This window comes from Psychroserpens sp., assembly GCF_045105015.1.
GTDB lineage: Bacteria > Bacteroidota > Bacteroidia > Flavobacteriales > Flavobacteriaceae > Psychroserpens.
On sequence record NZ_JBGCCX010000146.1, the window covers coordinates 1 to 25,554 of the forward strand.

Below are 25,554 nucleotides of genomic sequence, written 5' to 3' on the forward strand. Positions count from 1 at the left end.
GTTAATAGGGATCTATTGGAATTAGTGGAATCCAAAAAGTAGAATTAATCTGCACCACAACCTGGAACAGTTCCATGATCATTAATATCTCCTCCAGTAAATTGGTATGAGCGTTCATATGTAACATGTCCAATATCGCAGTCTCCTATTTCTTCCCAATCACCAAACCAACCAATCTGACTTTCGAAAACAATTTCTACATCATAAGCACCATTTGGTGGCGATTTTGTAGTGGAAGAACCTTGGTTTAGTTCGTATTTTGGACCAATTAAATAAAAATTCCCTCCTGAAGGTTTATATTTAAAGTAAAAGCGTGTATCATGATATGAATTATTGGTAACATTTACATCTTCATGTACAAAATTTGCACTTGGGTCACATTGTTCAATAGAATAATTAGTATTGTACCCCATTTTGGCCAGAGAATTATCCCTAAGAAAACGCATTGTATATGCAATAGGCACTCCTGGATTATCAGCACTTAATAATGCATTAGAACCAGTAATAGCATCTATAAACCCTCCAGGACCAGACGTAAAATCTGAGCTACTAATTGGACTTACACCAACTTCTGCATTACCACCAATAGATAATAACTTAAACGTAGAAGATGCAATAATAGATTCTTTTTCCTCGTCGTATGTCGCGTCAACATTTACGCTATAATCTAAAACTGCACTTAGATCAATATCTGATGTTTCCTCAGTGTATTCCGTTTCCATTCGCAATACTAATATTTTTCCATAAGACACAGAACTTACATAAGTAGCTGGTACTGCGTCTGTAATTCTAGCTCTAACATCATCTAAGGTTAAGGTGTTACCTAACATAGCTGCTGGTGATGCAGGCGTGTCCATTGTTACAGAAAAGAATACCTGCTTAAAAGACATAGTTGCTACTCTTCGCTCCGTATTACTCGTAAAATCTAGCTGAGCTGCAACATTATTATCTGCCCAAGACAAGTTTAATCCTATATCTCTACTTACTTGCATTGAAGAATACAAGTTTGCAGAACTATAAACTGAATTCGCAGGAATTTGATTATCACCAGAATTGTCGTACCACCATTGTAATGCATTATCAATTTTAGTATCTACCAAAGATTTAGAAGGATTTTGGATATTCAAAACGCCATTTTCACCAATTCCTGGTAGGTTGATTCGTAAGGTATAAGCTCCTTTCTCAATGGACAAAGGATCTGGATTCCCATTTAGCATATTATCATTTGTCGCAACAAGTGCTCCTGGATAAATTGCATCTAGGTTTGGTCGTAATATGGCCACATCATCAAAATTGGAATCTAGAGACCAATTTGCTGTAGAACAAAATGATGTTTGTCCATTAACAGGAGGAGTGTTTCCCATACTGCTAGAAGTTTCTTCTCTAAAATTTGGCAACCCTCCAGTATTTTTAACCTCGAGCAGTGTATTTCCATCATAATTTAATCCAAGTAAATATTCATTAATGCTAGCAGCAAATGGGTTTTCTTCTTCCTCATCAGAACTATCGTCTGGTTTACTACAATTTAATGCAACCAATGCTAAAGCAAATAATAGGAAGAATTTTAAATTAAATTTTGCTGAATTTTGTTTTATTGTTTTCATGATTTTATTGTTTAATAAAAATAATTAATCCCATTGCTTTAAAGACGTACTCAAACCTTGTTGAAGTAATATCTTACCTAAAACCGTATCGTCTAAATTAGCCGTGTTTCCTCCACCAAGATTATAGCTGCTATTGCTATCATCTTTAGCCCCAATTTTTAATGATGCATATAAACCTAGGTAAGCCTCAGACATGGTTTTTGTATTTGCGCCTTTTAGTACGAAATGATTAAAACCATCATCATGGTTAGGCAATATTTCGCCAACACTAGAGAAAGATAATTCTGCAGATGTTTCTGATAATTTTACGCGGTTACTTGCGGCATTGCTTGACCAAGAATAATATTTAAATGCAAAAAAATAATGATCCATTGGCATGCTATTTTGATTGGCATTAGCAAAGGTCTTACCTCCTGTTACCTGTTGTACTGAATTATTATTAAATAATTGAGTATCTGAAGCACCACTTTTAGATGTTTCTGCCAGATAATTAAAAAGATTATTGTACTCGCTTTCAGTAATCCAAACCCATTCACCTGGTGAAGCATCTTCATAAGCCGTTCTCGTATTTCCATTTAAAAATGCCCAGATATCATCAACATCTTGAATAGCTATTTTGTATTCTAAAAGTTCTGTATCATTACCATTACTTACTTCAACATTGAAATACAGAAATTCATTAGCTTCAAAATCAAAGGCTAACCAATCACCTACTCGAAGTTCATTTCCATTTATCAAAATGGCTTGTGAGACCGTCTGTAAGGTTATGTTATATGATAATGATCCTTCTAAACTAGAATTGATTTCAGTAATTAAATCTCCACTGGAAGGGTACTCAGCAATATTAACCGTAATTAAATTGTCTGTTGGGTCGTTTGATTCTCCGTCTTCTTCAGTACTACACGATACGATAAGTGCGATACAGAAAAAGAAGATCAGTTTTAAAAAAAGATTTGTTTTCATTGTAATAAAGATTTTGTGGTTATGATTTTTGTAGCGACTTACAACTGGAAAAGTCTGCAGCCAATCCAGCGCAAGACACCACAAAATATTTATGCCATTATTTATTAACGACAAGCCAAATTTAGAATCGAAGTCCACTAAATTCTAATTTCCGACATGGACAAACTATGGACAGGCTAATAATTTTCATGTATATAATAACAAGAAATCACAAACTCAAAACCCATTTAATTAAATGACAATCAATAGTTTAAATGTCTTTTAAGCTTGTTTTTTCATAGACAAAGCCTAGACAGAGTGTTTCTGAAGAAAGACAACAACTATAATTAGAAGCGTTTATTAATTATCTTAGTCTTATCAAACAACCATATCATGATTTACAGAATTTCATTTTTTTTAGTGTTTTTTTCTATTGTATCAATTTCTGCACAAAATCACATTTATGAATTACCAAAAACACAAAATGATTTAATACAACAGGGAAATGATTGCCTAAAAAAAAAGAAATCAAATTGTAATGATTTTTTTGAACAAGCAATACTTGCTTCAGAAAAAATTCAAAATGATTCCATTTTGGCACAAACTTATTTTGAAGTCTGTAATGTTTTAGATCTTTCCGGAAGCGTCGATAATCATATCGAATTTGCTAAAAGAGGATTAAAACTAAAAGGAGAAAATCACCCTTTAGTTACAAATAGATTACTTAGAGAATTGGGTTATGCGTTTTCTCGTACTGGAAAAATAGATAGTCTAGTCCCTATTTATGAAAAAGCAATTTATTGGGCAGAGTTAGTAAATGATAGTAGTGAGATTGCCATTAGTAGAATACGATTAGCTAGTGCATATAGGCGATTAGGGAACTTAAAAAAATCAATTGAGATCTTACTAGAAACTAAGGTATATGTTGATGCAAGTAATAATCTTCATCGTCAAAGTGGATTTCTATTCACTTTAGCCAATACTTATAGTTCCAATTATGATGATGAGTTAGCTATTTCAAATTATGAAGAAGCTGCAAAAGGGTTTTTAAAAGCGGAGGACTCTAGTATGTATGCTGCGTCATTGGTTAATATATCCTTAATTGCTAATGATATTGGAAGACATCAATTATCACTTAAAAACATACCAGAAGCCATTAAGATTTTTAAAGGTAAAAATTCAAATAGTGTTTTACATTGCAACACACATTTAGGTCATGCCTATTATTTAAATGGTGAATCTGAAAAAGCCATTAACTTATTGAAATATGGTATTGAAGAATCTATCAGGTTAGAAAACACCCAACTTTTAAATTTAAACAGGAAATTTTTAGCTAAAGCATATTTAGGTAACAATAACAATGCACTTGCTTTAATACAAACTTCAAAAGTATATGAGGATGAGAAAAAACGAGGTGTTTCAGACGGATATTTAAACGCATTAAAACTACATGCCAAAGCTTTAACATTAAACAATAAATCATCTGATGCAGTTAATGTTTATCAAGAATATATATCTACCAAGGATTCTATTTTTACTATTGAAAAAGAAAAGGAAATAGCGAATATGCGAGAACGCTATGAAACTGAAAAAAAGGAAGCACAGATTGCATTATTAAAAAAGGATGTGTCTTTAAGTAAAACTCAAAAAACATTGTATGCAATTGGTATGATATCATTTATTATAATTACTGCTTTACTCTACTTCGGTTTTAAACAACGTATTAAGAAAAATAGAATTGCTAGAGAAAAACAAGAAGAAATCTATAAACAAGAAATTGAATTCAAAAAGAAAGAACTCGCATCTCAGACATTGCATTTAGTTCAGAAAAACACATTTATACAAGAGTTAAAAGAGAACCTAGAAAAAATTAAAAAATCTCCAGAACTTTTTAAGGTTGAATTTAGGCGAATCGTAATGCTCTTAAAAAAACAAAATGCCGAAGACAAAGACTGGGAAGTTTTCAAGTCCTATTTCTCAGAAGTACATAATAATTTTGATCATAAAATTAAGTCGATTTCAGAAGAGGTTACCGAAAAAGAAATCCGTTTAGCCTCATTTTTAAGAATGAATTTATCGACAAAAGAAATTGCATCTATGTTAAATGTATTACCAGATAGTGTATTAAAATCTAAATACAGACTAAAGAAAAAGCTACAGCTTGATAAAGAAGACGATTTAACGCAATTTTTAAACAGCTTATAAAGCAATCACCTATTTTTGTATTGTGATACAAGATTTACCAAAAGATAAACAACTAATTCTATTTGATGGTGTTTGCAACCTCTGCAACAGCTCTGTTTTATATGTAATAAAACATGATAAAACCAATCGCTTTATGTTTGCACCTTTGCAAAGTCAAGCAGGTAAACAAGTCATTGACAAATATAATATAGATCCTTCTAAGATAGATTCTATACTACTCTACTCTAATGCTAAAGGTTTATCTATAAAGTCTAGTGCTGCATTGCATATTGCTAAGCAGCTAGGTTTTCCAAGAAATCTTATGGCTGTGTTTTTTATAATTCCAACATTTATAAGAAATTGGGTTTACGATTTTGTTGCCAGAAATAGATACAGTTGGTATGGAAAAAAAGATGCTTGTATGATACCTACACCAGAATTAACTAGTAAGTTTTTAAAATAAAAAAGCCCTTTTAAAAAAAAGGACTTTAATAACTAACAACTAATTAAAACTAATTTAACTCTAAAATTTTATACTAATCATTTGAGGGATTATCTAACATTATTAATGATTAATAGCACATTTATTTTGATACTTCAAATCTACGCAAAGCCCTAGAAGTCAGCTTATTTTATCGATATAAAGCATGAAATAATTGTTTAAAAAAATGAAATTGCAAAAATCATCTATGAGTTACACGATTATATTTCTAATTGCCATTTATAATCATAAAAAGCTCATACTAATTTAAAATATGGGTTTACTCAGCCAAAAATAGACTTCACTCACAACGGGTTTTATATACTTCATACTGTTGCTAGTTTTATAATGAATTTAAAACCAAAACCATATGAGACGTTCATTATTTTTACTTTTATTTATATCATCTTTTGCTTTCGCTAACAAACGAACTACATCATCGAAACTTAAAGATGTTACTGTGTATCTTAATGGTGCTCAAATAACCAGAACTACATCCATACAACTGCAATCTGGTTCTACAGAATTTATTCTTGATGGACTATCACCAAATATTCAAGAAAATAGTATTCAAGTTTCAGGTTTACAAAATGCTTCCATATTATCTATTAACTACGGAATAAATTTCCTTACTAAGAAACAGCATACAATAGAAATTGAATCACTCAAAGAGCGAATTAAAGTTTTAAATGATAAGATTCAATATGAAGATCATTTAATCCATGGCTATAATGAAGAAATGTATGTGATTCAGAATAATAGAGTTTTAGGAAACCAAAATCAAGTGGTAAACCTTGAAAAGCTTAAACAATTTGCTTCATATTATAGACATCGTATGACTGAGATCAAATCTAGTATTTATACTTCAGTTAAAAAGAAACAAGAGATAAACAAAGAAATAACAGATGTCAATAATCAATTAAGAGAATATAATGCTCAAGAAAAATTACAAACAGGAGAAATTAAACTAAAGCTTAATTCAAGTACAAGTACAAATTTGAATTTAATTATCTCTTATAACGTTACCAATGCTGGATGGTTTCCTATTTATGATTTAAAGGCTGACAATATTAATTCACCTTTGCAATTAACTTATAAGGCACATGTATATCAAAACACTGGTCTTGATTGGAATGACGTGAAAATCAGACTATCAACCAGCAATCCGAATACGAATAATATAAAGCCAGAAGTCAATCCAAAATATTTAAACTTTGTAAATGCTAACTATTATGGAAGAAGAGCTTCAAAGCGTCATAATTATAACTATAATCCGACTGTAAGAACAGTTTCTGGTGTTGTGACATCTTCTGTTGACGGATTACCACTTCCTGGTGTTAATATCATCGAGAAAGGAACATCAAATGGCGTTCAAACCGATTTTGAGGGGAAATACACCATTAGAATTCAAGGAGGTAATCATTTAGTATATTCATTTATTAGCATGATGAGTGAAGAATTACCAATCCATTCATCAGTAATGAATATAAGTTTAGAAGACGATATTGCCGCATTAGATGAATTAGTTGTTACAGGCTATAGATCAAAAGTTTCTGGTATGACTAATAGTGTGCAAAACATGATAGATCAAGATTTAGATGATGAACCTTATGTTGAATTTAAAAATTACACTTCAAATGGTAATGTTATTGAGGATGGTATTACAAACATTAGTTTTGAAATTAGTAAAACCTATGACATCTCTTCAAATGAGGATGTTACAGTAATCGAAATTGACAAATATGCATTACCTGCAACCTATTCCTATTTTGCAGCACCTATATTGAATGAAAATGTTTTTTTAACGGCTAAAATTGAAAACTTTGAACAATACAACTTGTTACCTGCTGAAGCGAATGTTTATTTTGAAGGCAGTTATTCTGGAAAAACACATATTAATCCGCAAACATCAAATAATGAAATGACGATTTCATTAGGTGTTGATCAAAATGTAGTTGTAAAACGAACCCAACCTAAAGACTTTAAAAAGAATACTTTCATAGGAAACAATAAGATTATTGCAAAACATTATGAAATTGAATTAAAGAACAATAAAGCTTCTGCTATCGATTTAGTATTGTATGATAGAATTCCGATAAGTCAAAATAAAGAGATTAAAGTAGACGATGTTGAAACTGGGACTTCTGAATATGATAACAAAAAAGGACTTTTAAAATGGACTTTAAGTTTACCTAGTAACGTCAAAAAAACATATGAATTTTCATATGCATTAAAATACCCTAAAAACAAGCGAATAAACCTATAATTTGGTTGTAAAGCCTTAAAGCAAAACAGTCAGCTTGAGCCTAACTTCTGTTAGTTGGGAATGAATCAGGTTCTTATCTTGTGCAAGTCTAACACTAGATAAGTTTTAGAATAAAATCTAAACGACAAGTTGCGCTTTGAGGCTTTTTATTTTAAACTTTTTAAAATAAAATCTAAATTGGTATTCGAATTATCATTGCTTATATAAGCATCTGTGTAATATTTTGAAGGAATAGCCAAACCTAAATCTTGAAGTTTTTTTATTGAATCTATATATTCTAAACTCACTTTTCCTGTAAGCAGCGGATTTAAATCTCCTCCAGCTTTTGCATAATTATAAACTCGATTAATTCCTCTTAAATATAAATGATCTTTCGTAAACCCTCCTCCACGATGCACACGTAACGTAATTGCAAAGGATTTATCTCTATTTAATTTATATTGGTTGTGTAGTAAATCAAACGTATCAGCAAAATTATAACCCTTGTTTAATGTGTCTACTGCAATAACGCGATATGCTAATTCTTTCAATCGTTTCATGGTTAAACAACCAGACATATATTCGGAATACACAGCCAATCCTTCTTGAGTTTCAACATTATTTGGCAATCCGTTAGAAAAGACTTTTAATGGTTGGGATAAACCATTGAATGTGGTTACCATATGAACTCCAATTTCATGATTAGTCAACACTTTTAACTGATTTAAACTAAACTTATGATTCTTACGCAATACTAAAGTTTGCGTATTGTTTAAAACCATTGCTGCTGCCGAAATATTTGTCGACAACTTGATATTATATTTAAAATCATAACGCTCAGAGTATTCTTTAAAGTAATCTACAGCTTCATCAACAGAATACATTGGCAATAACTCTTCATCAAAATCACTGTCATCAAAACGCAAAATGAATTTTGCATTATCGATATCTTTTTCAGTAGGTGTACCAAAACTCTTCAAGCTATTAAAATAAAACTTACGTCCTTGATTAATGGTCTGAATGCACTCGATTAGTCCAGAATATTCATAAATGACATCTTCATACAATTGTCTAATATCTTCATCTTGAATACGCTCCAAACGTTGTGAAAAAAACAATCTATGAAGTTTGTATCCGTTGAATTTAATTTTTGGGTATTTAAATACAGGGTCGTATGAGTATTTAGAAGAAAAAAACTGCTTTTTTTCACGTTCTATATTTAAAGGATTGATGTAATTGAGGACTTCAATTTTCTGAACCAATCTATCAAGGTTTCCATCGATATCAAATAAATCTTGATATTCAGACGTACTAGGAATTTGCGACATTATGCGTTGTGTTTTTTATAGAAATTGGCAGCGTGGTCAAGTAAATGTTGTCGAAGTTGTTGCTCAACTGTGTCAACGACTTCAGGAAATATAACATAATCGTATTCATCACAATACACCTTTGCAATTTCAGTTGCCAAAACTAAGGTATTTTTGAAGTTATTGGTAATGAATTTTAGAAAATATCCATTGCCTTGAAAGGTGTCATTAATTTTAGATGTAGACTTAATACTATATGGAAATTTGATATCAGACAAACGCTGTCTCCAAAGTTCAATATCATCTCCAAAGCGTTCATTATTGACATTAGAAGTGCCTAAATTCCATGTAGGTACTTCCCTATCCCAACGTTTCCAATTGTAGCTATGCATGTCATAAACTATACAAACACCAAACTTTGCTTCAAGTTTTGCAATTAAGGCATGAACTATTTTGTAGAAATTTGCATGCTTATTCTGGCTTTTTTGCTTTTGATCTTCGGGTAAAGGTTGCTTCCATAGTTGTTTTCCCCAAGCCGTTTCAAAAACAGCATCTTCAGGAGTTCTATTTAAATCATATTCAAATCGAGAATCACAACCAGCTATAACAATTGGATGTGAAGTTATCATATTTTTTGTTTCAGGATCTTCTTCATACCAACGTTCATATTCAGTATGCAAACAATTCTCCCAAAGCTCTTTTCTAAATTGATGTCCGTCATGTACAGCTCCACAAACGTAATGCACATACCTATCAATTTTTAGCGTAAACGAATAATCTTCAGAAATCGCATGAAAGCAGTCTTCATTATTGATTTTTGAAATTATGGCTTCAACTGATAATCGCTCCATAGTTTTTTAGCTCAATATCTTTTTTAAACTATTGTATATGGCATGTTCCATTTGGTCCATTTTTCCATCCGCAAATGCCATAAGTTTTATATCTGCAAATAATTCAGAAGGATTATTGCTATAGGTTGGTTCAGCATTTACAGCATCAACAATTTTAGTAATACTTTGATAATCGTTATCCGCATCAAATTCTTGTTTTACATGCTTATAAGTATCAGAATTTACACGAGATAGAATATACTCCTGTTCTTGTACAGTTTCTTTTAAATCTGAATGAGCTACATACATTAAAATATAGGCTACTAATTCTTGTTTTGTCCAATTGGTATTCACGATATTAAGTTGTTAAAGTTCCGTATTCTGTCCATGAACCATCATAAACAGTAATTTGTTTGTAATCAGAAATTTTTGCTGCTAATGCTAAAATGCAAGCCGTAATTCCAGATCCACAGGAAAAAGTTACTGAATTTTCTCCTATTGTAAAAGTATTAAAAATCGTTTGTAATTCTTGTTTTGGTTTCAAGCAATTTCCACTTAGTAAATTTGTGTAAGGAAGATTTACAGAATTAGGTATTGTCCCACTTCTTAAACCTGCTCTTGGCTCAGGGATTTCGCAGTTGAAACGGTCACTAGAACGTGCATCAATTATAGTTGTGGTTTCATCATTTGTTGCTTTCAAAATACCATCAAAAAAACACATTTTTGAAGTGTTATATGTTGCTATAACGTTACCAAGTTTCCAATTCTTAACATTTGAGGACAATGATGTTAGGTAACCTTGTTTTTTCCATTCTGGTAATCCACCATCTAATACTGCAATGTTTTTAAATCCGAAAGTTTTGAACAACCACCAAACTCTCGGACTCCAATATATACCTTTATCATCATAGACAATTACAATCGAATCTTTGTTAATACCAAGGTTTCTGGCCTCACTTTCAAATTGTTTTTTAGAAGGAAATGCATTAGGGAAATTAGCATTGACATCACTAAATTTCCTTTTGATGTCAATATGTCTTGAATTAGGAATTTGGTCGTCTGTAGTTGAATGGTTTGACTTAACACTTGCATCTAAAATGATTAAATGTTCTAAATGCTCATTCTCATACAGCCAATTACAACTAACGATTGAAGAGACTAAATTAGTATTAGGCATCCTGAACAGTCTTACGCAATCTAGTGCGTCTATCGAAAGCTTGTAATTGATCTACAACCTTACTTTCTAAGAAATCTATAACGCGTTCTTCAACTTTAATTTTAGATTTATATACTTTATTAATGTATGTAATTCCACCAGGAGACATCACATTCACTTCTACAAGTTTTCCGCCAATGACATCAATTCCAACAAAATAAAGTCCGTCTTTAACGAGTTTCGGACCAATTTGCTTACACAATGCTTTTTCAGCCTTAGTCAATGAGTGCTTTTGTACTGAACCACCAGCAGATACATTTGAACGATGATCATCTGAACCAGGAACACGTTTCATAGCACCAACTGGCTCACCGTTTAGTAATAAAATTCTAACATCACCTTGATCTGCACCTTCAATATAATCTTGTAAAATCACATAATTTGAAGAACCATCACTGCCTGTAATATAAAAGTCTAATAAAGAATTAATATTACTCATTGCTGATTTTTCAATTAAAATCACTCCAGAACCACCAAAACCGTTAAGAGGCTTCAATATCATTTTGTCTGCCTTTGATTCTCTAATTTGATTTATGAGGTAATTTTTGTTTTTTGATACATGTGTATTTGGAATAATATTACTGTGTGCATCACCAAAAGCTGCAGTATACAATTTGTTATTTGCTTCTCGCATTCCTTGAAGTGAATTAACAATAAACACATCATCTTTTACAGAATCTAAAAAGTTTAACATGATTGGGTCTAGAGGAGGATTTGCTCTAAAGAAAATAGCATCAAACCCAGCTAATGGCAGCATTTCTTCTCGTAATTTAGATTTGTTGTAGAATGCTTTTAGCGTAGAAGGCACTTTTTCCATTCGATTTAAAACCATACAAAATGCATTGGTAACACTATCTCTAATTGTTAAATTTGCAGGTGTACAGATGGCTACTCCATGACCACGCTTTACACATTCTTTAATTAAAGCTAGACTCGTATCATTTTCTGGATCGATGTCTTCCCAAGGATACATGATAAAACAAACATTCATAGTCGATATTTTTTGGTTGATTTTAAAGTTATAAATTTAAATGCAATATTTAAAATAGATTAAGAATCTAAATCAAAAGTTTCAGTTGGACTCGCCTTTTCTTTATAGTCTAACATGTTTTCACCATCAGCTATAATTGAGCAAACAGTTGCATCGCCAGTTACATTAACTACAGTTCTAAACATATCTAGTATTCTGTCTACTGGAAATATAATTGCAATCCAAGCTGGATTTAATCCAACAGAATCTAACACGATAATTAGCATTACTAATCCTGCACTTGGTACAGCTGCAGATCCAATAGACGCTAAAGTAGCCGTTAGTACAACAGTAATCTGTTGTCCAACCGTTAAATCTATCATATGCATTTGCGCTAAAAATATAACAGCCACAGCTTGATATAAACTAGTTCCATCCATGTTTACTGTCGCACCTATAGGCAAAACGAAACTACTTATTTTCTTATTAACTCCTAAGTTTTGTTCTACACATTCCATTGTTACTGGAAGTGTTGCTGCACTACTAGATGTTGAGAATGCAAGTGTTTGAGCTGGACTCATTGACTTGAAAAATCCAGTATAGGGAATCTTCTTTACGAATGTTTTTAATATTAATGGGTAAATCACAAATATCATCAACAATAAACCTACGAGTACTACGAGTGAATACCAACCTAAACCTTTAAATATTTCAATCACTTTACCAACATCATTTCCAGCCATTTTTGAAACGACACCAGCTAAAAGCGCAAACACAAAAAATGGAGCAGCTTGCATAACAATATCAACCATTTTAAGGAATACTTCATTAACACCATCAACAAGATTAAGTACAGGTTTTGATTTGGCTTTAGAAATGAATAATAAGCACACGCCAAAGAATACTGCAAAAAATATAATTTGAAGCATAAGACCATTATTTGATAATGAATAGAAAAAGTTACTTGGAACAATGTCTACTAGAGGTTGTAATGGTGTTGTTTCTCTTCGGCTTTTTACAGTTTTCATTTTATCAGCAACTGAAGCTTCTTGAAGATCGTTATTTGATAGTTTTGAAATTTCTTGAGCACGTTCAAAGAAATCTGGATTTTTAAGATAATTGATACCGTCTTTAACTTCATAACCTTGAGAATCAGCCCATATTTCATAGCTGATCCTATTATCAATTCGACTCTGTTCGTCAATAAGTTTTCCAGGTTTAAAAGAATTCACAAGTAATAATCCTAAAGCAATTGCCATAATTGTTGTCAGGAGATAAATTCCTAGTGTCTTTCCTCCCATTCTACCTAAACTCGCTGGATCTCCAATATTTGCAACACCACTTATGATTGAAAATAATACTAAAGGAACAGCAATAAGTTTCAGTAAATTAATAAAGATCGTACCGAAAGGATCAATCCAGTCAATTGTGAATTGACTCCATCCCATCGAACTAGATACTAATGCCCAAATGACACCTAACACCATTCCAATGATAATTTTCCAATGTAGAGCTAATTTTTTCATAAATAATAAAGAAGTTAAAGAATGTCTATTGATACATTTTATTGAGCAAATAGAAATCTGCTAACACTAAAGCTGCCATTGCTTCAACAATTGGTATTGCTCTAGGAACCACACAAGGATCGTGTCGACCTTTACCTTGCATTTCTATAATGTTTCCAGAACTATCTAATGTGTTTTGTTTTTGAATTAATGTCGCTACGGGTTTGAAGGCTACTCGAAAGTAAATATCCATTCCATTACTTATACCACCTTGAATACCTCCTGATAAGTTTGTTTTTGTAGTGCCATCATCATTAAATAAATCGTTGTGATCACTTCCTTTCATTCTTGCACCACAAAAGCCACTACCATATTCAAAACCTTTTACGGCGTTTATACTAAGCATAGCTTTGCCTAAATCTGCATGAAGTTTATCAAATACTGGTTCACCTAATCCTAAAGGAACATTTTGAAGTACACAAGTAATAGTACCTCCAATAGTATCGCCATCTTTTTTTATGGATTTAATTTTTTCAATCATTTGATTGGCAATGTCTTCGTCAGGACAACGCACAGCATTAGTTTCTGTTTTTGAAAAATCTAAATCTTGATAAGGTTTTTCAAGAAATAAATCTCCTACTGAAGAGGTATAGGCATTAATTTGAATGGTACTTATTAATTGTTTAGCGATTGCTCCAGCAACTACTCTACATGCTGTTTCTCGAGCAGAACTTCTTCCTCCTCCTCGATAATCCCGAATACCATACTTTTTTTCATAAGTGTAATCTGCATGACTAGGACGATATACGTCTTTAATGTGTGAATAATCTTTAGATTTCTGATTCGTGTTTTTGATCACAAAGCCTATTGGTGTACCAGTAGTTTGTCCTTCAAAAAGACCTGAGAGAAATTCGACTGTGTCAGGTTCTTTACGTTGTGTAACAATAGCTGACTGACCAGGTTTTCGTCTATTCATTTCATTTTGAATAGCATCAAAGTCAATTTTTAATCCAGCAGGACAACCATCAATAATGCCACCAATAGCAAGACCATGTGATTCTCCAAATGTGGTGAGTTTGAAAATATTTCCAAAGGTATTTCCAGCCATATACTAGTTTTTCTGCTAAGTTAATTGATACTTATTTAATAATGAAACAAGATAAGACTATTCTTTTTTAATTAATGCATTCTTTAAAATTGTTACTGGATGCAATGCTTTACGTTCAGTACCATCTTGTATTTGATGTCTACAACTTGTTCCATTTGCAGAAATTAAAACGTCTTCTGAAGCATTTCTAATCGCTGGAAACAGGGTTTGTTCTCCAATTTGCATACTGATATCATAATGCTCTTTTTCAAAACCAAAACTACCAGCCATACCACAGCAACCACTAGGAATAATTGTTACTTTATAATTTTTTGGAAGATTTAGTACAGCAAAGCTCGATGACTGATTTGCTAAGGCTTTTTGATGACAATGGCCATGAAACTTTATCGTTTTATGTTCCAAAGAAAATTGATTTGAGCTAATATTCCCTTGTTCTATTTCTTGCTGAATAAACTCTTCAATTAAAAAGGTGTGTTTTGCTATCTGTTCTGCTGAAGTTTTATCATCTGCTAATCTGAGATATTCATCTTTAAATGTTAAGATGGCTGAGGGCTCAATACCAATAAGTGGTGTGTCTTTTGAAATGATGTTTTTAAATATTTCAACATTCTTATTTGAAATTGATTTTGCTTCTTCTAAAAATCCTTTAGACAAATAGCTCCTTCCACTTTCCAAATGATTAATATATATTGTTTTATAATTAAGTGATTCAAGTAAAACTTCAATATCTATTGCGATTTCTGACTCTAAATAATTTGTGAACTCATCGATAAACAGATAGACAGTTTTAAGTGGTTTTGGATTATAGTTTTTACCATCAATCCAATCTGAAAAATTAGCATAACTTGTATATGATTTTGATATTTCAGGAAAGCTTCTATTTGTGTGAATTCCAAATATCTTTTTTAATATTGATGATGTTAACCTAGATTTAAAAATTGTATTAAAAAGTTTAGGAGATTTTGATGCCATCATATTGTATCGAGTAGAGTTTGCAAAGAATTTATCTCTAAACTTAAAACCATTCTCCTTCTGATATTGATATTGAAATTCAGCTTTTAAACTGGCAACATCAACACTGCTCGGACATTCACTTGCACAGGCTTTACAACTCAAGCATAAATCAAACACTTCTTTTAGTTCGTTATGATTAAATTTATTAGACTTTTCAGACTTAGTTAGAAATTCTCGCAATGCATTTGCTCTTGCTCTAGTTGTTTCTTTTTCATTTCTTGTCGCTCGATAACTTGGACACATCGTACCTCCAAATTCTGGTAACTTTCTACAATCCCCAGAACCATTGCATTTTTCTGCTTCACGCAAAATACCTTGAGCACTTGAAAAATCTAATAATGTTTTGATTTCTGGCTCACTCCTACCTGGTTCATATCGCAAAGCTTCATCCATTGGAAAAGCATCTACTATCTTTCCTGGATTTAGGATATTATCTGGATCAAAAGCAGATTTGATTCGCTTCAAAATATTATAATTTGCTTCACCAATCATTAACGGAATAAATTCAGCCCTAACAATACCATCACCATGTTCGCCACTCATTGAGCCTTGATAGGATTTTACTAAATGGGCAACATCAGTAGTGATTTTCCTAAATAAGTTGACATCAGCTTTCCTTTTTAAATTAAGAATTGGTCTCAAATGTAGTTCTCCAGCTCCAGCATGTGCATAATAGACAGCTTGTTGTCCGTGACGATTCATCAACTCTGAAAATTCATTAATATAATTAGACAAATCTGAAATAGAAACAGCAGTATCTTCGATGCATGCAGCAGTTTTTTTGTCACCAATCATATTTCCTAAAAGACCTAATCCTGCTTTTCTTAAATCATTAGCCTTGCTGATATCATTTCCAATTAAAAAAGGATTTGCATATGCTAGCTTTGAATTTTCAATGCTTTTTAACAAAGCATCAGCTTTTGTCTTAGTTTGTTCAAAAGAATCACCCCTTATTTCTAACATCAAAATCGCTTTAGGATCACCAACAATGAAGGAACGATTTTCTTCTTGTGTTTTATTATGTTTCGTTAAGTCTAAAATGGTTTTATCCATCATCTCACATGTATAAAGCTGATGTGTCATTACAGGAGCTACAGCTTTTAAACAGTCTTCAATGGAGTTGAAGTGAGACGCAATCATAATACTCTCTGAAGGTGGTAATTTGTCTAATTTTAGCTTAATTTTAGTTGTAAAAGCTAATGTGCCTTCGCTTCCAGATAACAATTTGCACATGTTGAAATTTTCAGAAGCAGAGGAAAATATAGTTGTGTCAATCAATGCGTCAATAGCATAGCCTGTATTCCTGCGATGGATTTCAGGCTTTGGGAAATTGCTTTTTATTTGTTCTTGAATGATCTCTGAAGAAAGTTCATCAAATATTTGCTTGTAAATTTTTCCTTCAACAGTATTCAGTTTTAATTTGTTTTTAAATTCATGAGGAGATAATTCTGAAAAAATCACTTCGTTAGCATCACTTAAAATGGTATGCAATTCTAAAACTTTATCTCGAGTAACACCATATTGAATTGAAGTGGTTCCAGATGAATTGTTTCCTACCATACCTCCTATCATACATCGATTTGAAGTAGACGTATTTGGGCCAAAAAACAATCCGAATGGCTTTAGATAATTATTTAACTCATCACGAACTACACCTGGTTCTACTGTAATAGTCTGTTCTTTTTCATTAATATCTAAAATTCGGTTGAAATGTTTCGAAACATCTACAACAATACCTGTTCCAACACATTGTCCAGCAAGTGATGTTCCTGCAGTTCTTGGGATTAAAGAGGTTTTAAAGGTTTTTGCAAAATTTATAATTGACTTAATGTCAGATACTGTTTTTGGAATTGCTACTGCAAGTGGTAACATTCTATAAACTGAAGCGTCTGTAGCATAAAGCGTTTTCATTAATTCATCAAAATGCAACTCGCCTTCTAATTGGGATGATAAGGTTTGTAGCTGAGAATTAGTAACCATAAATGAGTATAAGTCTGTTTATAAAACTATAAATAAAATTTATAAAAAGTAGTTTTTGGCTTTATTTTTGTAAAAGTAATCGAAATATAAATTATTAGGCTTTTTTGAGTCTACATCAATCTTAATTAATTTAAATATAATCTTATGAAAAAATTATTTTTAGTAGCCATGACATTTGTCGGTTTTGTAACATTTTCAACTGCTCAAGAAATAGCTGATAATGCTATTGGACTTCGTTTAGGAGATAGTGATGGCGTTGGTCCAGGAATTAACTATCAAAGAGCTTTAGGAGACAACAACAGACTAGAATTAGACTTAGGCTGGAGAGATGGAAGTGATTATAATGCCTTTAAACTTGCTGGTTTGTACCAATGGGTTTGGAATTTAGACGGAAACTTTAATTGGTATGCTGGTGCTGGTGGAGGTATTGGTTCTGTAAAGATCAACAATGCTCCATCTGGTATTGATGACAGTGAGACTTTTATCTTTGCCGCTGGTGACGTTGGAATAGAATACAATTTTGATATTCCGTTATTACTTTCTTTAGATTTTAGACCAGAAATTGGATTTGGTAACGACGATTTTGATACTAATGATTTAGATTTCGATATCGCCTTAAGTATTAGATATCAGTTCTAAAAGCGTATTATAAAATTAAAAGCCACTTATTAATTAAGTGGCTTTTTTGTTTTACAAATAACGTTCTTTAATGATTTGGCAATGATGATTTTCGTGGCCAATTAATATAAAACCAATTGCTCTTACAGAAATTTCATTATTACTAGCATTTCCTATTTGTAATAACATTTCATTAGAAAAACTCTCAAAAAGCGCTACAGTTGCTATGCGTAGTGTTTTATACTCATTAAGCAATTCTTGTTTGGTTCTTCTATTTGCATAGCTTGTTATAGCATAATCATCTTGTTCGTAACCAGGTAGTGCGATTTTTTCTTTTCTAGCAAAGGATAAGGCTCTAAACGTAAAAATCCGCTCAGTATCAATGATGTGTTGAATGACTTCTTTGATGGTCCATTTGCCTTCTGCATAAGCATAGTTATAAGTGTCTTCTGATAAGGATTCTAAAAATGAAAGTATTTCATTTTTGTTTTGTTTCAAACCATCAATTAAATCTAATTCACCTGCTTTACTGATATAATTTTGATAGTATGGTATGTATTCGTTTGTCTCTAATTGCTCTTTTTTCATTTCGTTAGTTTAGAGGTCTAAAGTAAATAAAAATCCCTTTATCATGTTACACACAAAGGGATTTTTAATGTTAAGAAATTACTAGTTAAGTTTACAATTCGTTAAAAATCGTATGCATAAGACGTTTCTTGTCATTAATGCTTTCTTCTAACGAAATCATAGTTTCGGTTCTATAAATACCTTCGATATCATCTAACATAAAAATAATATCTTTTGCATGTGATGTGTCCTTTGCTCTTACTTTACAGAAAATATTGAATTTTCCTGTAGTAATATGCGCCACAGTCACATATGGAATTTCATTAATGCGCTCTAAAACAAATTTAGTTTGCGATGTATTATTTAAAAACACACCAACATATGCAATAAATGAATATCCTAATTTTTTATAATCTAATGTTAATGAAGAACCTTTAATTATTCCAGCTTCTTCCATTTTTTTTACTCTTACATGAACTGTTCCAGCAGAAATCACTAATTTTTTTGCAATATCTGTGAAAGGAATTCTCGTATTATCGATTAACATGTCTAAAATTTGATGATCAATTTCATCTAATTTGTACTTTGCCATTTTTCAGTTTCTTTAAATTTAATACAAAAATAACGCAAAAAAGATGAAGATAATGTATCAAATATTAGTTATTTTTAAGTTTCAATGAAGATTTCTCATTATTTATCAATACGAAATCGTTTTCGTTTCCTTCAACTAAATTGTTGTTGTCAGTGAATAAAACCTCATGTCCTCTGGCATCAATCTCTTTATGACCATAAAAAGTACTTAAATCATAAATTTTTTCGATTTTAGGAATAAACTCAATTGATTCATCTCTCAATTTTTCATTGTAAAGAATTCCTATATCTTGTTTTGAGGTGTTTCTAATAATTATGTCATAAAACAACTTTTCATTTCGAGGAATTTGAAGATAGTTTTTGTGATTACTTCCAGTAATATTAGTTTCAGAGATGTATTGAATAGCTGTCATAAGGGATTGAAAAATAAATTCACGTGTCACCTCTCTATCATAATCTTCTTGAAAATGTCCAGCTTCAAACAGAATAGTGGGTGTATTCAGACTCTGAAACGTATCACCTACACAATTAATATTAAACGCATCATCATAAATTCCAACTTGATTTGGGATTTGTTTCTGAAGATTGGTATTCATTACAGCAATGATTTCCATTGCTTTTTTTCTTGTATCTGTAATTGTGCAATCTTTATCTTGAGCAGGAGCTAAAAACGAAATCGTAGCCGGATTGTTAGTAGCTTCTACATTATATATGGTACGCTGGTCATGTAAGTTAAAACAATAATCAGGTTTAAACGTATCAAAAACTTTACGTAAAACTTGACTTTCAGGTTGTGAAAGGTTTTTTGCATCTCTATTCAAATCAATACCATTAGCATTTAATCTTGTATATGCTTTTGCCCCATCAGGATTTAAAATAGGTATAATCTTAAGTGTACAAGCATCTAAAACTCTTTTGGATAGTTGTTCTGAAGCAATTAGTACATTAAGCATATCAAAAACAGCTTTTGTTGTTGTACTTTCATTACCATGCATTTGCGACCACATTAAAATCTTCTTTGAACCAGTTCCTAGCGTGATACTATGTATGTTTTCATTATTAACTGAAGTTCCAATGCAATCTACAAACGGTTTTATGTTATCATTATCTAAAAGATGAAAGATGGAAGTTGCATGAATATAGCGTCCAAAAAGCGATGTTTCTTTATGAGATTTGTAAAGCGATTTTAATAGTTCTGTTTGCATAAAATTATATAGATATCACAAAGGTAAACAAATGCTATTTTACAATTGTAAACACGATTTAAGCCTGAGTTTGATTACAAAAGTATACATGTTAATTATATGAAACAATAATATTTAAATGTGTTTGCGAATTATTCAATAGAATATATATTTATTAAATAATTTATTAATTATCAATAATTTAAATGCTTTTATATAAAGCTTAATTTTATATTAAAACACCGGGTTTGATTTATATTTTTGGTTCTTACTTTAATTAAGTGTAATTTTGAATTACTTGATAAGTTAAGTATTTGTTTAACATGATAAACATTGAGGATTTTACAAATAGGCTTCAAAAAGTGATGGATTTTTATGGAGAATCTGCATCTTCTTTTGCTGAAAAAATTGGAGTACAACGCTCTAGTATTTCACACATACTTTCTGGTAGAAATAAACCAAGTCTTGATTTTGTTCTTAAAGTACTTTCCTCCTTTCCTGAAGTTGAATTGTACTGGTTATTGAATGGTAAGGGTGTTTTCCCTTCAGAAGACGAAAACCTAAATGAAAATTTACAGATCGATACTCAAACTTTAAAAGACGTTAAAATGGCTCCTACTCATATTTCTAATGACAAATCTATTGAACGCATCGTTATTTTTTACAAAGACGGTAGTTTTAAAAATTTTGAAAATTCTTAATATTCTATATGTTTTCTAAAATAGGCTATTTACAAGCATTACCATTTTTCAAAAAATAATATATTCATGTGAACTTTAATATGCACATTAATCAATCCCATTTTGTAATTTTGTAAAAAACCGATTACATGAGGATCACACTATTACTAGTCTGTTGTCTACTTTTTATAAGCTGCTACACTGTTGAACGCAACTGTTCTGATTTCAAAACAGGTACCTTTGAGTTTACATATGTTGTAGACGGTATTGAAAAGACTGGTAAATTTATTCGTACCGAAACTTTAAATATAGATTATTATGACAATAAGATTGATTCTGCTTCTGTAAGATGGATTAACGATTGTGAGTTTATTCAAAAAGCCATATCCCCTAAATCTATGGCTGAAGAAAGAGCCATTCATTTTAAAATATTAACAACTACTGAGGACACATATACTTTTGAATATCAACTGGCTGTTAAAGATGAATTCAAAAAACCACGAATAGAAAAAGGTACAGCAAAAAAAATAAACTAATTATGTTAGATTTTTTAATGACAAGCGATGCAATTATGGCATTGTTAACCTTAACGTTTTTAGAAATTATACTAGGTATAGATAATATTGTATTTATATCTATTGCTGCTAACAAACTGCCAGATGACCAGCGTTCTAAAGCTACAAATATTGGCTTACTGTTAGCAATGGTACAACGAATTATATTGTTGTTTTTTGTGTCATTTTTAGTAGGTTTATCAAAACCATTTTACTCTTTAGAAAACACTTGGTTAGAACTTCATATCAGTTGGCAAGCAGTTATTTTATTTGTTGGAGGACTCTTTTTAATTTACAAAAGCACTTCAGAAATTCGAGAAAAAGTAACTGATCCTTTGCATGATGAAGATGGTGTTAAAGGGAAAAAAATTAAATCGCTATCTCAAGCATTAATACAAATACTTATAATTGACTTTATATTTTCAATTGATTCTATTTTAACTGCTGTTGGAATGACAAATGGATTACATCCAAATCACAACTATACACTTGTATTAATGATTATTGCTGTAATGATCTCTATTGTGATTATGATTGTTTTCGCTAATCCTATTCGAAAATTCATTGATAAAAATCCAAGTATTCAAATGTTAGGCTTGGCATTTTTAATCCTCATAGGATTTATGTTAGTCACTGAAGCAGCACATTTATCACATACTGAATTCTTTGGAAATACTGTTGGAGCAATTCCAAAAGGTTACCTTTATTTTGCTATAGCATTTTCGTTATTTGTTGAGTTCTTGAATTATAAAATAGCTAATAAAAAAATGAAATGACACATTCATAAGTCAATCAATTGTAAAAGGAAGCAAAATTCAACTTACTTTAATAGAAGATTATTCACACTTTATGGGATGTTACTATACTGAAGCACTTCATAAAATTGCGCAACAATTAGAAAAAGAAATCTTTAAAAATTAATAGTCTTCTAATCCATCACAAATTTAAAACCTGCAGAAATAATATTTGCGCTAAGCGTATTATCTCTATCATATTGCGTGTATTTTACATCAATACTCTTTAGTCCAAATTTCCAGATATGGAATTTTGTAAAAATATCAGTATAAGTGGCGCCTAAACTAAATTGGTTTGCTGAATATTCAGATAAGTCGTAGTCTGAAGTGTAAAATTCATCAGTCGACAAATGCTCTTCATAAACTGCAAAATAATCCGCTGCAGATTGATTATAGAATCGATATGAAGGATAAATTGTAAACTTATCAGATAGTTTAATTGGCACTTCAATACTTGCTGTATGAGAGGTAATTCCCCAATCATCAAAATAATAGCGATAAAATGTTCTTATGACAAAGGTTTCATTAATATAATAATGCAATCTACCACCAAGAGCGACTTTAAATCTCGAATCTGGTAAGCGTTCAATATCATCTGCTAATTGAAATTCTTCAATAAAAGAATCTGCCACATCTTTAAAGTAGACACGTTGAAATGGAGTTGAAAGCAATCCGTCTTGCATTACAAAATCAAGTGCTAAAGACCCTTGCAATTTTTTTGACATGATTTGAGAAAAACCAAATCCAATAGCATAGGTGTTTCTTTCTTCGTTATCAAAAGTTTTAAAATCTGGATTATAATTTGGATTTCCTGTGATGGTATATTGATTAAACAAGAAGTTGTTTAGACCATCACCACCTTCTGAAAAAGGTCTTAATTCTGTTGGATATAGCGCATTCCAAGTATCAACAAACACATTTCCATTTATACTAACCTCTGTGTTTTTTTCATTAAACAATTTGGTATAACTCCCGCCTACACCTATAGAAAAGTAATCGTACTCAGATGATACCGATAGTTTTGCAGACCAAATATCGTTTCTGTCATCAGAGCTATGTGTATAAGAACCTGTAAGATTTGCCCAGACATCACCTTGAGAAGCTCCAGTACTAGCATTAAAAGGGTTTGCTCTTTCGCTACTATCAAAGGGTCCAACATTACTTGACGAAGCAGAAGTATATGCTGAAATACCTGCGTCAATTGTTAATACATCATCATCATTTAAAGGAATGGATACAATAAACGCAGCCGTAACATCGGTCAATTCTTCTGTTCCTATTCCTCCACTTACGGCAGCATTATCACCATCTTGTGTATAATAACTCGAAAGGAAATCTATCTCAGTCGTTTCTAGGACTCTTTTTTTATAAGTACTTGTAGAATCTTGTGCTTGTACTTGGGTTTGAGCATTACAAATAGGTAATACGAACAAGACTAATAGTATGGTTAGTATATTTTTCAATGTTATATTTTTTATAAATTAATTACAACCACAACCTCCACCTGTTTTTCCACCGTTTCCTCCAGCAGCAGCTTCTCTGTAAGAATGAAATGTACTAATATTTCTATCAGACTTTTTATCTGCTAAAAGCATGTCTGGATCGTTCAGGTTGACTTTTTCATATTCTTTTACTGCAACACACGAAGAGAATGTTGTAAGAACTAAAGCGATAATACTAATACGTTTCATCATATTTTATTGATTTTAATATTTGTTGATGTAAAGATGTTGCCATCCTCATCAATAATAATGCATTCTATATTGGATAATTGATTGATTCGATTTAAGCCTACGTCTTTGCCCATCACAAAAACTGAAGTTGACAAAGCGTCTGCTAATTCTGCTTTAGGAGCAAATACTGTAACACTAATAATTCCTGTAGAAGGATAACCTGTTCTAGGGTCAATGATGTGCGTGTAACGTTTTCCATTGAAATTCACATATTTTTCATAATTACCAGAGGTAACTACTGCGCCATTTGTAATTGGTAATAATGCAAATGCTTTGTTTTTATTTAACGGATTTGTGATTGCAACTTTCCATTCATCACCATTAGTTTGCTTTCCCCAAGTAGTCATGTCACCTGATGCATTTATAATACCTGATACAACACCTTCATCTATTAACAGTGATTTAGCCATATCTGCTGCATAACCTTTGCCTATTGCTCCAAAACCAATTTTCATTCCTTTTTGTGTTAAAAACACAGTAGAATTAGAATCGTTTAATTCAATATTGGTGTAACCCACTTTACTCACAGAAGCACTAATATTTTTTTCTGAAGGCATCTCAGTCATACTACCATCGAATTTCCAGATACGATCCATTGAAGCATAAGACACATCAAAAGCACCATCAGTAAGTTTAGAAATCGCTAGAGATCGTTCAATCAAATCAAATAATTCTGAGTCTACTTTTACAGGTTTAATACCAGCGTTCTTATTTATGTCTGAAGTTTGAGAATTTGGATCCCATGAGGAGATTAGTTTTTCTATTCTTGAAATTTCATTAATTGCCAAATTAATATAACCATTTGCTTGTGTAGAATCATTTGCAACAACAGTAATATCAAAGCGACTTCCCATAAGTTTTAACGTATGCTTATAAGTGCTTTGCGCTCCAGCTTGAAGCGTTATTAAAATAATGATGAAATTTAAACTATATGTTTTCAAATTTTTATTTTATGAATGAGTTAAGCAGTTTTATATATTCTGAAGGTGTTGTTTTTTTATATCCAGTTGAACCAAGTTGGTTACCTTCGGAATCTAAAATAACAACATACGGAAAATAGCCTTTTGTATTAAATTGTTCAGCGAGTTTATTGTTATGCTGCTGTTGAACTTCAGTTAGGGCATTTTTTTTGCGCTTCGGAAAATCTGCTTGAAGCATTATGAAGTGGTCATTAGCATACTTTTGAAATTCTTGAGTTTGCCATATTTCCTTATCTAATTTTATACAAGGTGCACACCAATAAGAAAATAGAAAAACAAGTACAATTGTTTTGTCATCAGCCGAAGCCATTGCTTTTGCTTTTTCAAAATCGGTGATCCACTCTTGAGCACTAACTGATGTAATAGCAAAAAGCATGGATAGTGTGATATTTATGATTGTCTTCATAATTGTATTTATGTAAATTTATTATTAAAACGTCACCTTTTAAAAAATCTTGTATTGATAT

General features: G+C 31.5%; 24 protein-coding genes. 7 read left to right on the forward strand and 17 right to left on the reverse strand.

Annotated features, from left to right (window positions below):
• Positions 1 to 44: 44 nt before the first annotated feature.
• Both AB8B90_RS11195 and AB8B90_RS11200 read right to left on the reverse strand, forming a co-directional pair.
• Positions 45 to 1,604, reverse strand: coding sequence for a thiol-activated cytolysin family protein (locus AB8B90_RS11195; protein WP_405336889.1), 1,560 nt, complete (start codon positions 1,602 to 1,604; stop codon positions 45 to 47).
• Positions 1,605 to 1,628: 24 nt separating this feature from the next.
• On the reverse strand, positions 1,629 to 2,567 hold the full coding sequence (locus tag AB8B90_RS11200) for a hypothetical protein (protein ID WP_405336891.1): 939 nt from the start codon (positions 2,565 to 2,567) through the stop codon (positions 1,629 to 1,631).
• 372 nt (positions 2,568 to 2,939) lie between these two features.
• On the opposite strand from AB8B90_RS11200, the gene AB8B90_RS11205 reads away from it, so the two are divergent.
• From AB8B90_RS11205 to AB8B90_RS11215, 3 genes are all read left to right on the forward strand, one after another.
• Positions 2,940 to 4,751 (forward strand): hypothetical protein, encoded by a 1,812-nt coding sequence (locus AB8B90_RS11205; protein WP_405336893.1) that lies wholly within the window; start codon positions 2,940 to 2,942, stop codon positions 4,749 to 4,751.
• A gap of 22 nt (positions 4,752 to 4,773) precedes the next feature.
• Complete coding sequence (locus AB8B90_RS11210) at positions 4,774 to 5,193, forward strand: thiol-disulfide oxidoreductase DCC family protein (protein WP_405336895.1); 420 nt, start codon at positions 4,774 to 4,776, stop codon at positions 5,191 to 5,193.
• 388 nt (positions 5,194 to 5,581) lie between these two features.
• Positions 5,582 to 7,477 carry a mucoidy inhibitor MuiA family protein gene (locus AB8B90_RS11215; protein ID WP_405336897.1) on the forward strand — a complete coding sequence of 632 codons (1,896 nt, stop codon included), beginning with the start codon at positions 5,582 to 5,584 and terminating at the stop codon, positions 7,475 to 7,477.
• A gap of 146 nt (positions 7,478 to 7,623) precedes the next feature.
• Here AB8B90_RS11215 and AB8B90_RS11220 read toward each other — a convergent pair whose 3' ends face one another.
• Genes AB8B90_RS11220 through AB8B90_RS11255 form a run of 8 tightly spaced genes read right to left on the reverse strand, consistent with a single transcriptional unit; the run spans position 7,624 to position 17,386 of the window.
• Positions 7,624 to 8,784, reverse strand: coding sequence for a flavohemoglobin expression-modulating QEGLA motif protein (locus AB8B90_RS11220; protein WP_405336899.1), 1,161 nt, complete (start codon positions 8,782 to 8,784; stop codon positions 7,624 to 7,626).
• Positions 8,784 to 9,614, reverse strand: coding sequence for an N-formylglutamate amidohydrolase (locus tag AB8B90_RS11225; RefSeq protein ID WP_405336901.1), 831 nt, complete (start codon positions 9,612 to 9,614; stop codon positions 8,784 to 8,786). The genes AB8B90_RS11220 and AB8B90_RS11225 overlap by 1 nt, the downstream gene beginning before the upstream one ends.
• 6 nt (positions 9,615 to 9,620) lie before the next feature.
• The gene (locus tag AB8B90_RS11230; protein WP_405336903.1) at positions 9,621 to 9,947 is read right to left on the reverse strand and encodes a hypothetical protein; all 327 of its coding nucleotides are present in this window, start codon (positions 9,945 to 9,947) and stop codon (positions 9,621 to 9,623) included.
• Between the two features lie 4 nt (positions 9,948 to 9,951).
• Complete coding sequence (locus tag AB8B90_RS11235) at positions 9,952 to 10,770, reverse strand: sulfurtransferase (protein WP_405336905.1); 819 nt, start codon at positions 10,768 to 10,770, stop codon at positions 9,952 to 9,954.
• Positions 10,763 to 11,800 (reverse strand): glutathione synthase, encoded by a 1,038-nt coding sequence (gene gshB / locus AB8B90_RS11240; RefSeq protein WP_405336907.1) that lies wholly within the window; start codon positions 11,798 to 11,800, stop codon positions 10,763 to 10,765. The genes AB8B90_RS11235 and gshB overlap by 8 nt, the downstream gene beginning before the upstream one ends.
• A 59-nt stretch (positions 11,801 to 11,859) precedes the next feature.
• Entirely contained in the window at positions 11,860 to 13,305 is a 1,446-nt protein-coding gene (locus tag AB8B90_RS11245; protein WP_405336909.1) for a dicarboxylate/amino acid:cation symporter, read from the reverse strand.
• Between the two features lie 25 nt (positions 13,306 to 13,330).
• Positions 13,331 to 14,392 carry a chorismate synthase gene (gene aroC / locus AB8B90_RS11250; protein WP_405336911.1) on the reverse strand — a complete coding sequence of 354 codons (1,062 nt, stop codon included), beginning with the start codon at positions 14,390 to 14,392 and terminating at the stop codon, positions 13,331 to 13,333.
• Between the two features lie 57 nt (positions 14,393 to 14,449).
• The gene (locus AB8B90_RS11255; RefSeq protein WP_405336913.1) at positions 14,450 to 17,386 is read right to left on the reverse strand and encodes an FAD-binding and (Fe-S)-binding domain-containing protein; all 2,937 of its coding nucleotides are present in this window, start codon (positions 17,384 to 17,386) and stop codon (positions 14,450 to 14,452) included.
• Between the two features lie 144 nt (positions 17,387 to 17,530).
• Here AB8B90_RS11255 and AB8B90_RS11260 point away from each other — a divergent pair, with 144 nt between their 5' ends.
• Positions 17,531 to 18,025 (forward strand): hypothetical protein, encoded by a 495-nt coding sequence (locus AB8B90_RS11260; protein ID WP_405336915.1) that lies wholly within the window; start codon positions 17,531 to 17,533, stop codon positions 18,023 to 18,025.
• A gap of 51 nt (positions 18,026 to 18,076) precedes the next feature.
• Here the strand turns inward: AB8B90_RS11260 and AB8B90_RS11265 are convergent, their stop codons facing one another.
• From AB8B90_RS11265 to AB8B90_RS11275, 3 genes are all read right to left on the reverse strand, one after another.
• Positions 18,077 to 18,592: a DinB family protein gene (locus tag AB8B90_RS11265; RefSeq protein WP_405336917.1), complete on the reverse strand. Its 516-nt coding sequence runs from the start codon at positions 18,590 to 18,592 to the stop codon at positions 18,077 to 18,079.
• Between the two features lie 91 nt (positions 18,593 to 18,683).
• Complete coding sequence (locus AB8B90_RS11270) at positions 18,684 to 19,163, reverse strand: Lrp/AsnC family transcriptional regulator (RefSeq protein WP_405336919.1); 480 nt, start codon at positions 19,161 to 19,163, stop codon at positions 18,684 to 18,686.
• Positions 19,164 to 19,227: 64 nt separating this feature from the next.
• Positions 19,228 to 20,367 carry a M14 metallopeptidase family protein gene (locus AB8B90_RS11275; protein ID WP_405336921.1) on the reverse strand — a complete coding sequence of 380 codons (1,140 nt, stop codon included), beginning with the start codon at positions 20,365 to 20,367 and terminating at the stop codon, positions 19,228 to 19,230.
• A gap of 302 nt (positions 20,368 to 20,669) precedes the next feature.
• On the opposite strand from AB8B90_RS11275, the gene AB8B90_RS11280 reads away from it, so the two are divergent.
• From AB8B90_RS11280 to AB8B90_RS11290, 3 genes are all read left to right on the forward strand, one after another.
• Positions 20,670 to 21,047, forward strand: coding sequence for a helix-turn-helix domain-containing protein (locus AB8B90_RS11280; RefSeq protein WP_405336923.1), 378 nt, complete (start codon positions 20,670 to 20,672; stop codon positions 21,045 to 21,047).
• A 128-nt stretch (positions 21,048 to 21,175) separates the two neighbouring features.
• The gene (locus AB8B90_RS11285; RefSeq protein WP_405336925.1) at positions 21,176 to 21,562 is read left to right on the forward strand and encodes a hypothetical protein; all 387 of its coding nucleotides are present in this window, start codon (positions 21,176 to 21,178) and stop codon (positions 21,560 to 21,562) included.
• Between the two features lie 2 nt (positions 21,563 to 21,564).
• Entirely contained in the window at positions 21,565 to 22,356 is a 792-nt protein-coding gene (locus AB8B90_RS11290) for a TerC family protein (RefSeq protein WP_405336927.1), read from the forward strand.
• 152 nt (positions 22,357 to 22,508) lie between these two features.
• Here the strand turns inward: AB8B90_RS11290 and AB8B90_RS11295 are convergent, their stop codons facing one another.
• Genes AB8B90_RS11295 through AB8B90_RS11310 form a run of 4 tightly spaced genes read right to left on the reverse strand, consistent with a single transcriptional unit; the run spans position 22,509 to position 25,493 of the window.
• Entirely contained in the window at positions 22,509 to 23,837 is a 1,329-nt protein-coding gene (locus tag AB8B90_RS11295; protein ID WP_405336929.1) for a DUF3570 domain-containing protein, read from the reverse strand.
• A gap of 18 nt (positions 23,838 to 23,855) precedes the next feature.
• The gene (locus AB8B90_RS11300; RefSeq protein ID WP_405336931.1) at positions 23,856 to 24,068 is read right to left on the reverse strand and encodes a DUF4266 domain-containing protein; all 213 of its coding nucleotides are present in this window, start codon (positions 24,066 to 24,068) and stop codon (positions 23,856 to 23,858) included.
• Complete coding sequence (locus AB8B90_RS11305; protein ID WP_405336933.1) at positions 24,065 to 25,048, reverse strand: FAD:protein FMN transferase; 984 nt, start codon at positions 25,046 to 25,048, stop codon at positions 24,065 to 24,067. Before AB8B90_RS11305 ends, AB8B90_RS11300 begins: the two co-directional genes overlap by 4 nt.
• Positions 25,049 to 25,052: 4 nt before the next feature.
• Complete coding sequence (locus AB8B90_RS11310; RefSeq protein WP_405336935.1) at positions 25,053 to 25,493, reverse strand: thioredoxin family protein; 441 nt, start codon at positions 25,491 to 25,493, stop codon at positions 25,053 to 25,055.
• Between the last annotated feature and the right edge of the window lie 61 nt (positions 25,494 to 25,554).

Excerpts from the sequence above, each read along its gene's own strand:
- AB8B90_RS11195 (WP_405336889.1), bottom strand. The coding sequence starts at position 1,604 with ATGAAAACAATAAAACAAAATTCAGCAAAATTTAATTTAAAATTCTTC.
- AB8B90_RS11200 (WP_405336891.1), bottom strand. The coding sequence starts at position 2,567 with ATGAAAACAAATCTTTTTTTAAAACTGATCTTCTTTTTCTGTATCGCA.
- AB8B90_RS11205 (WP_405336893.1), top strand. The coding sequence starts at position 2,940 with ATGATTTACAGAATTTCATTTTTTTTAGTGTTTTTTTCTATTGTATCA.
- AB8B90_RS11215 (WP_405336897.1), top strand. The coding sequence starts at position 5,582 with ATGAGACGTTCATTATTTTTACTTTTATTTATATCATCTTTTGCTTTC.
- AB8B90_RS11220 (WP_405336899.1), bottom strand. The coding sequence starts at position 8,784 with ATGTCGCAAATTCCTAGTACGTCTGAATATCAAGATTTATTTGATATC.
- AB8B90_RS11225 (WP_405336901.1), bottom strand. The coding sequence starts at position 9,614 with ATGGAGCGATTATCAGTTGAAGCCATAATTTCAAAAATCAATAATGAA.
- AB8B90_RS11235 (WP_405336905.1), bottom strand. The coding sequence starts at position 10,770 with ATGCCTAATACTAATTTAGTCTCTTCAATCGTTAGTTGTAATTGGCTG.
- gshB (WP_405336907.1), bottom strand. The coding sequence starts at position 11,800 with ATGAATGTTTGTTTTATCATGTATCCTTGGGAAGACATCGATCCAGAA.
- AB8B90_RS11245 (WP_405336909.1), bottom strand. The coding sequence starts at position 13,305 with ATGAAAAAATTAGCTCTACATTGGAAAATTATCATTGGAATGGTGTTA.
- aroC (WP_405336911.1), bottom strand. The coding sequence starts at position 14,392 with ATGGCTGGAAATACCTTTGGAAATATTTTCAAACTCACCACATTTGGA.
- AB8B90_RS11255 (WP_405336913.1), bottom strand. The coding sequence starts at position 17,386 with ATGGTTACTAATTCTCAGCTACAAACCTTATCATCCCAATTAGAAGGC.
- AB8B90_RS11260 (WP_405336915.1), top strand. The coding sequence starts at position 17,531 with ATGAAAAAATTATTTTTAGTAGCCATGACATTTGTCGGTTTTGTAACA.
- AB8B90_RS11265 (WP_405336917.1), bottom strand. The coding sequence starts at position 18,592 with ATGAAAAAAGAGCAATTAGAGACAAACGAATACATACCATACTATCAA.
- AB8B90_RS11270 (WP_405336919.1), bottom strand. The coding sequence starts at position 19,163 with ATGGCAAAGTACAAATTAGATGAAATTGATCATCAAATTTTAGACATG.
- AB8B90_RS11275 (WP_405336921.1), bottom strand. The coding sequence starts at position 20,367 with ATGCAAACAGAACTATTAAAATCGCTTTACAAATCTCATAAAGAAACA.
- AB8B90_RS11280 (WP_405336923.1), top strand. The coding sequence starts at position 20,670 with ATGATAAACATTGAGGATTTTACAAATAGGCTTCAAAAAGTGATGGAT.
- AB8B90_RS11285 (WP_405336925.1), top strand. The coding sequence starts at position 21,176 with ATGAGGATCACACTATTACTAGTCTGTTGTCTACTTTTTATAAGCTGC.
- AB8B90_RS11290 (WP_405336927.1), top strand. The coding sequence starts at position 21,565 with ATGTTAGATTTTTTAATGACAAGCGATGCAATTATGGCATTGTTAACC.
- AB8B90_RS11300 (WP_405336931.1), bottom strand. The coding sequence starts at position 24,068 with ATGATGAAACGTATTAGTATTATCGCTTTAGTTCTTACAACATTCTCT.
- AB8B90_RS11310 (WP_405336935.1), bottom strand. The coding sequence starts at position 25,493 with ATGAAGACAATCATAAATATCACACTATCCATGCTTTTTGCTATTACA.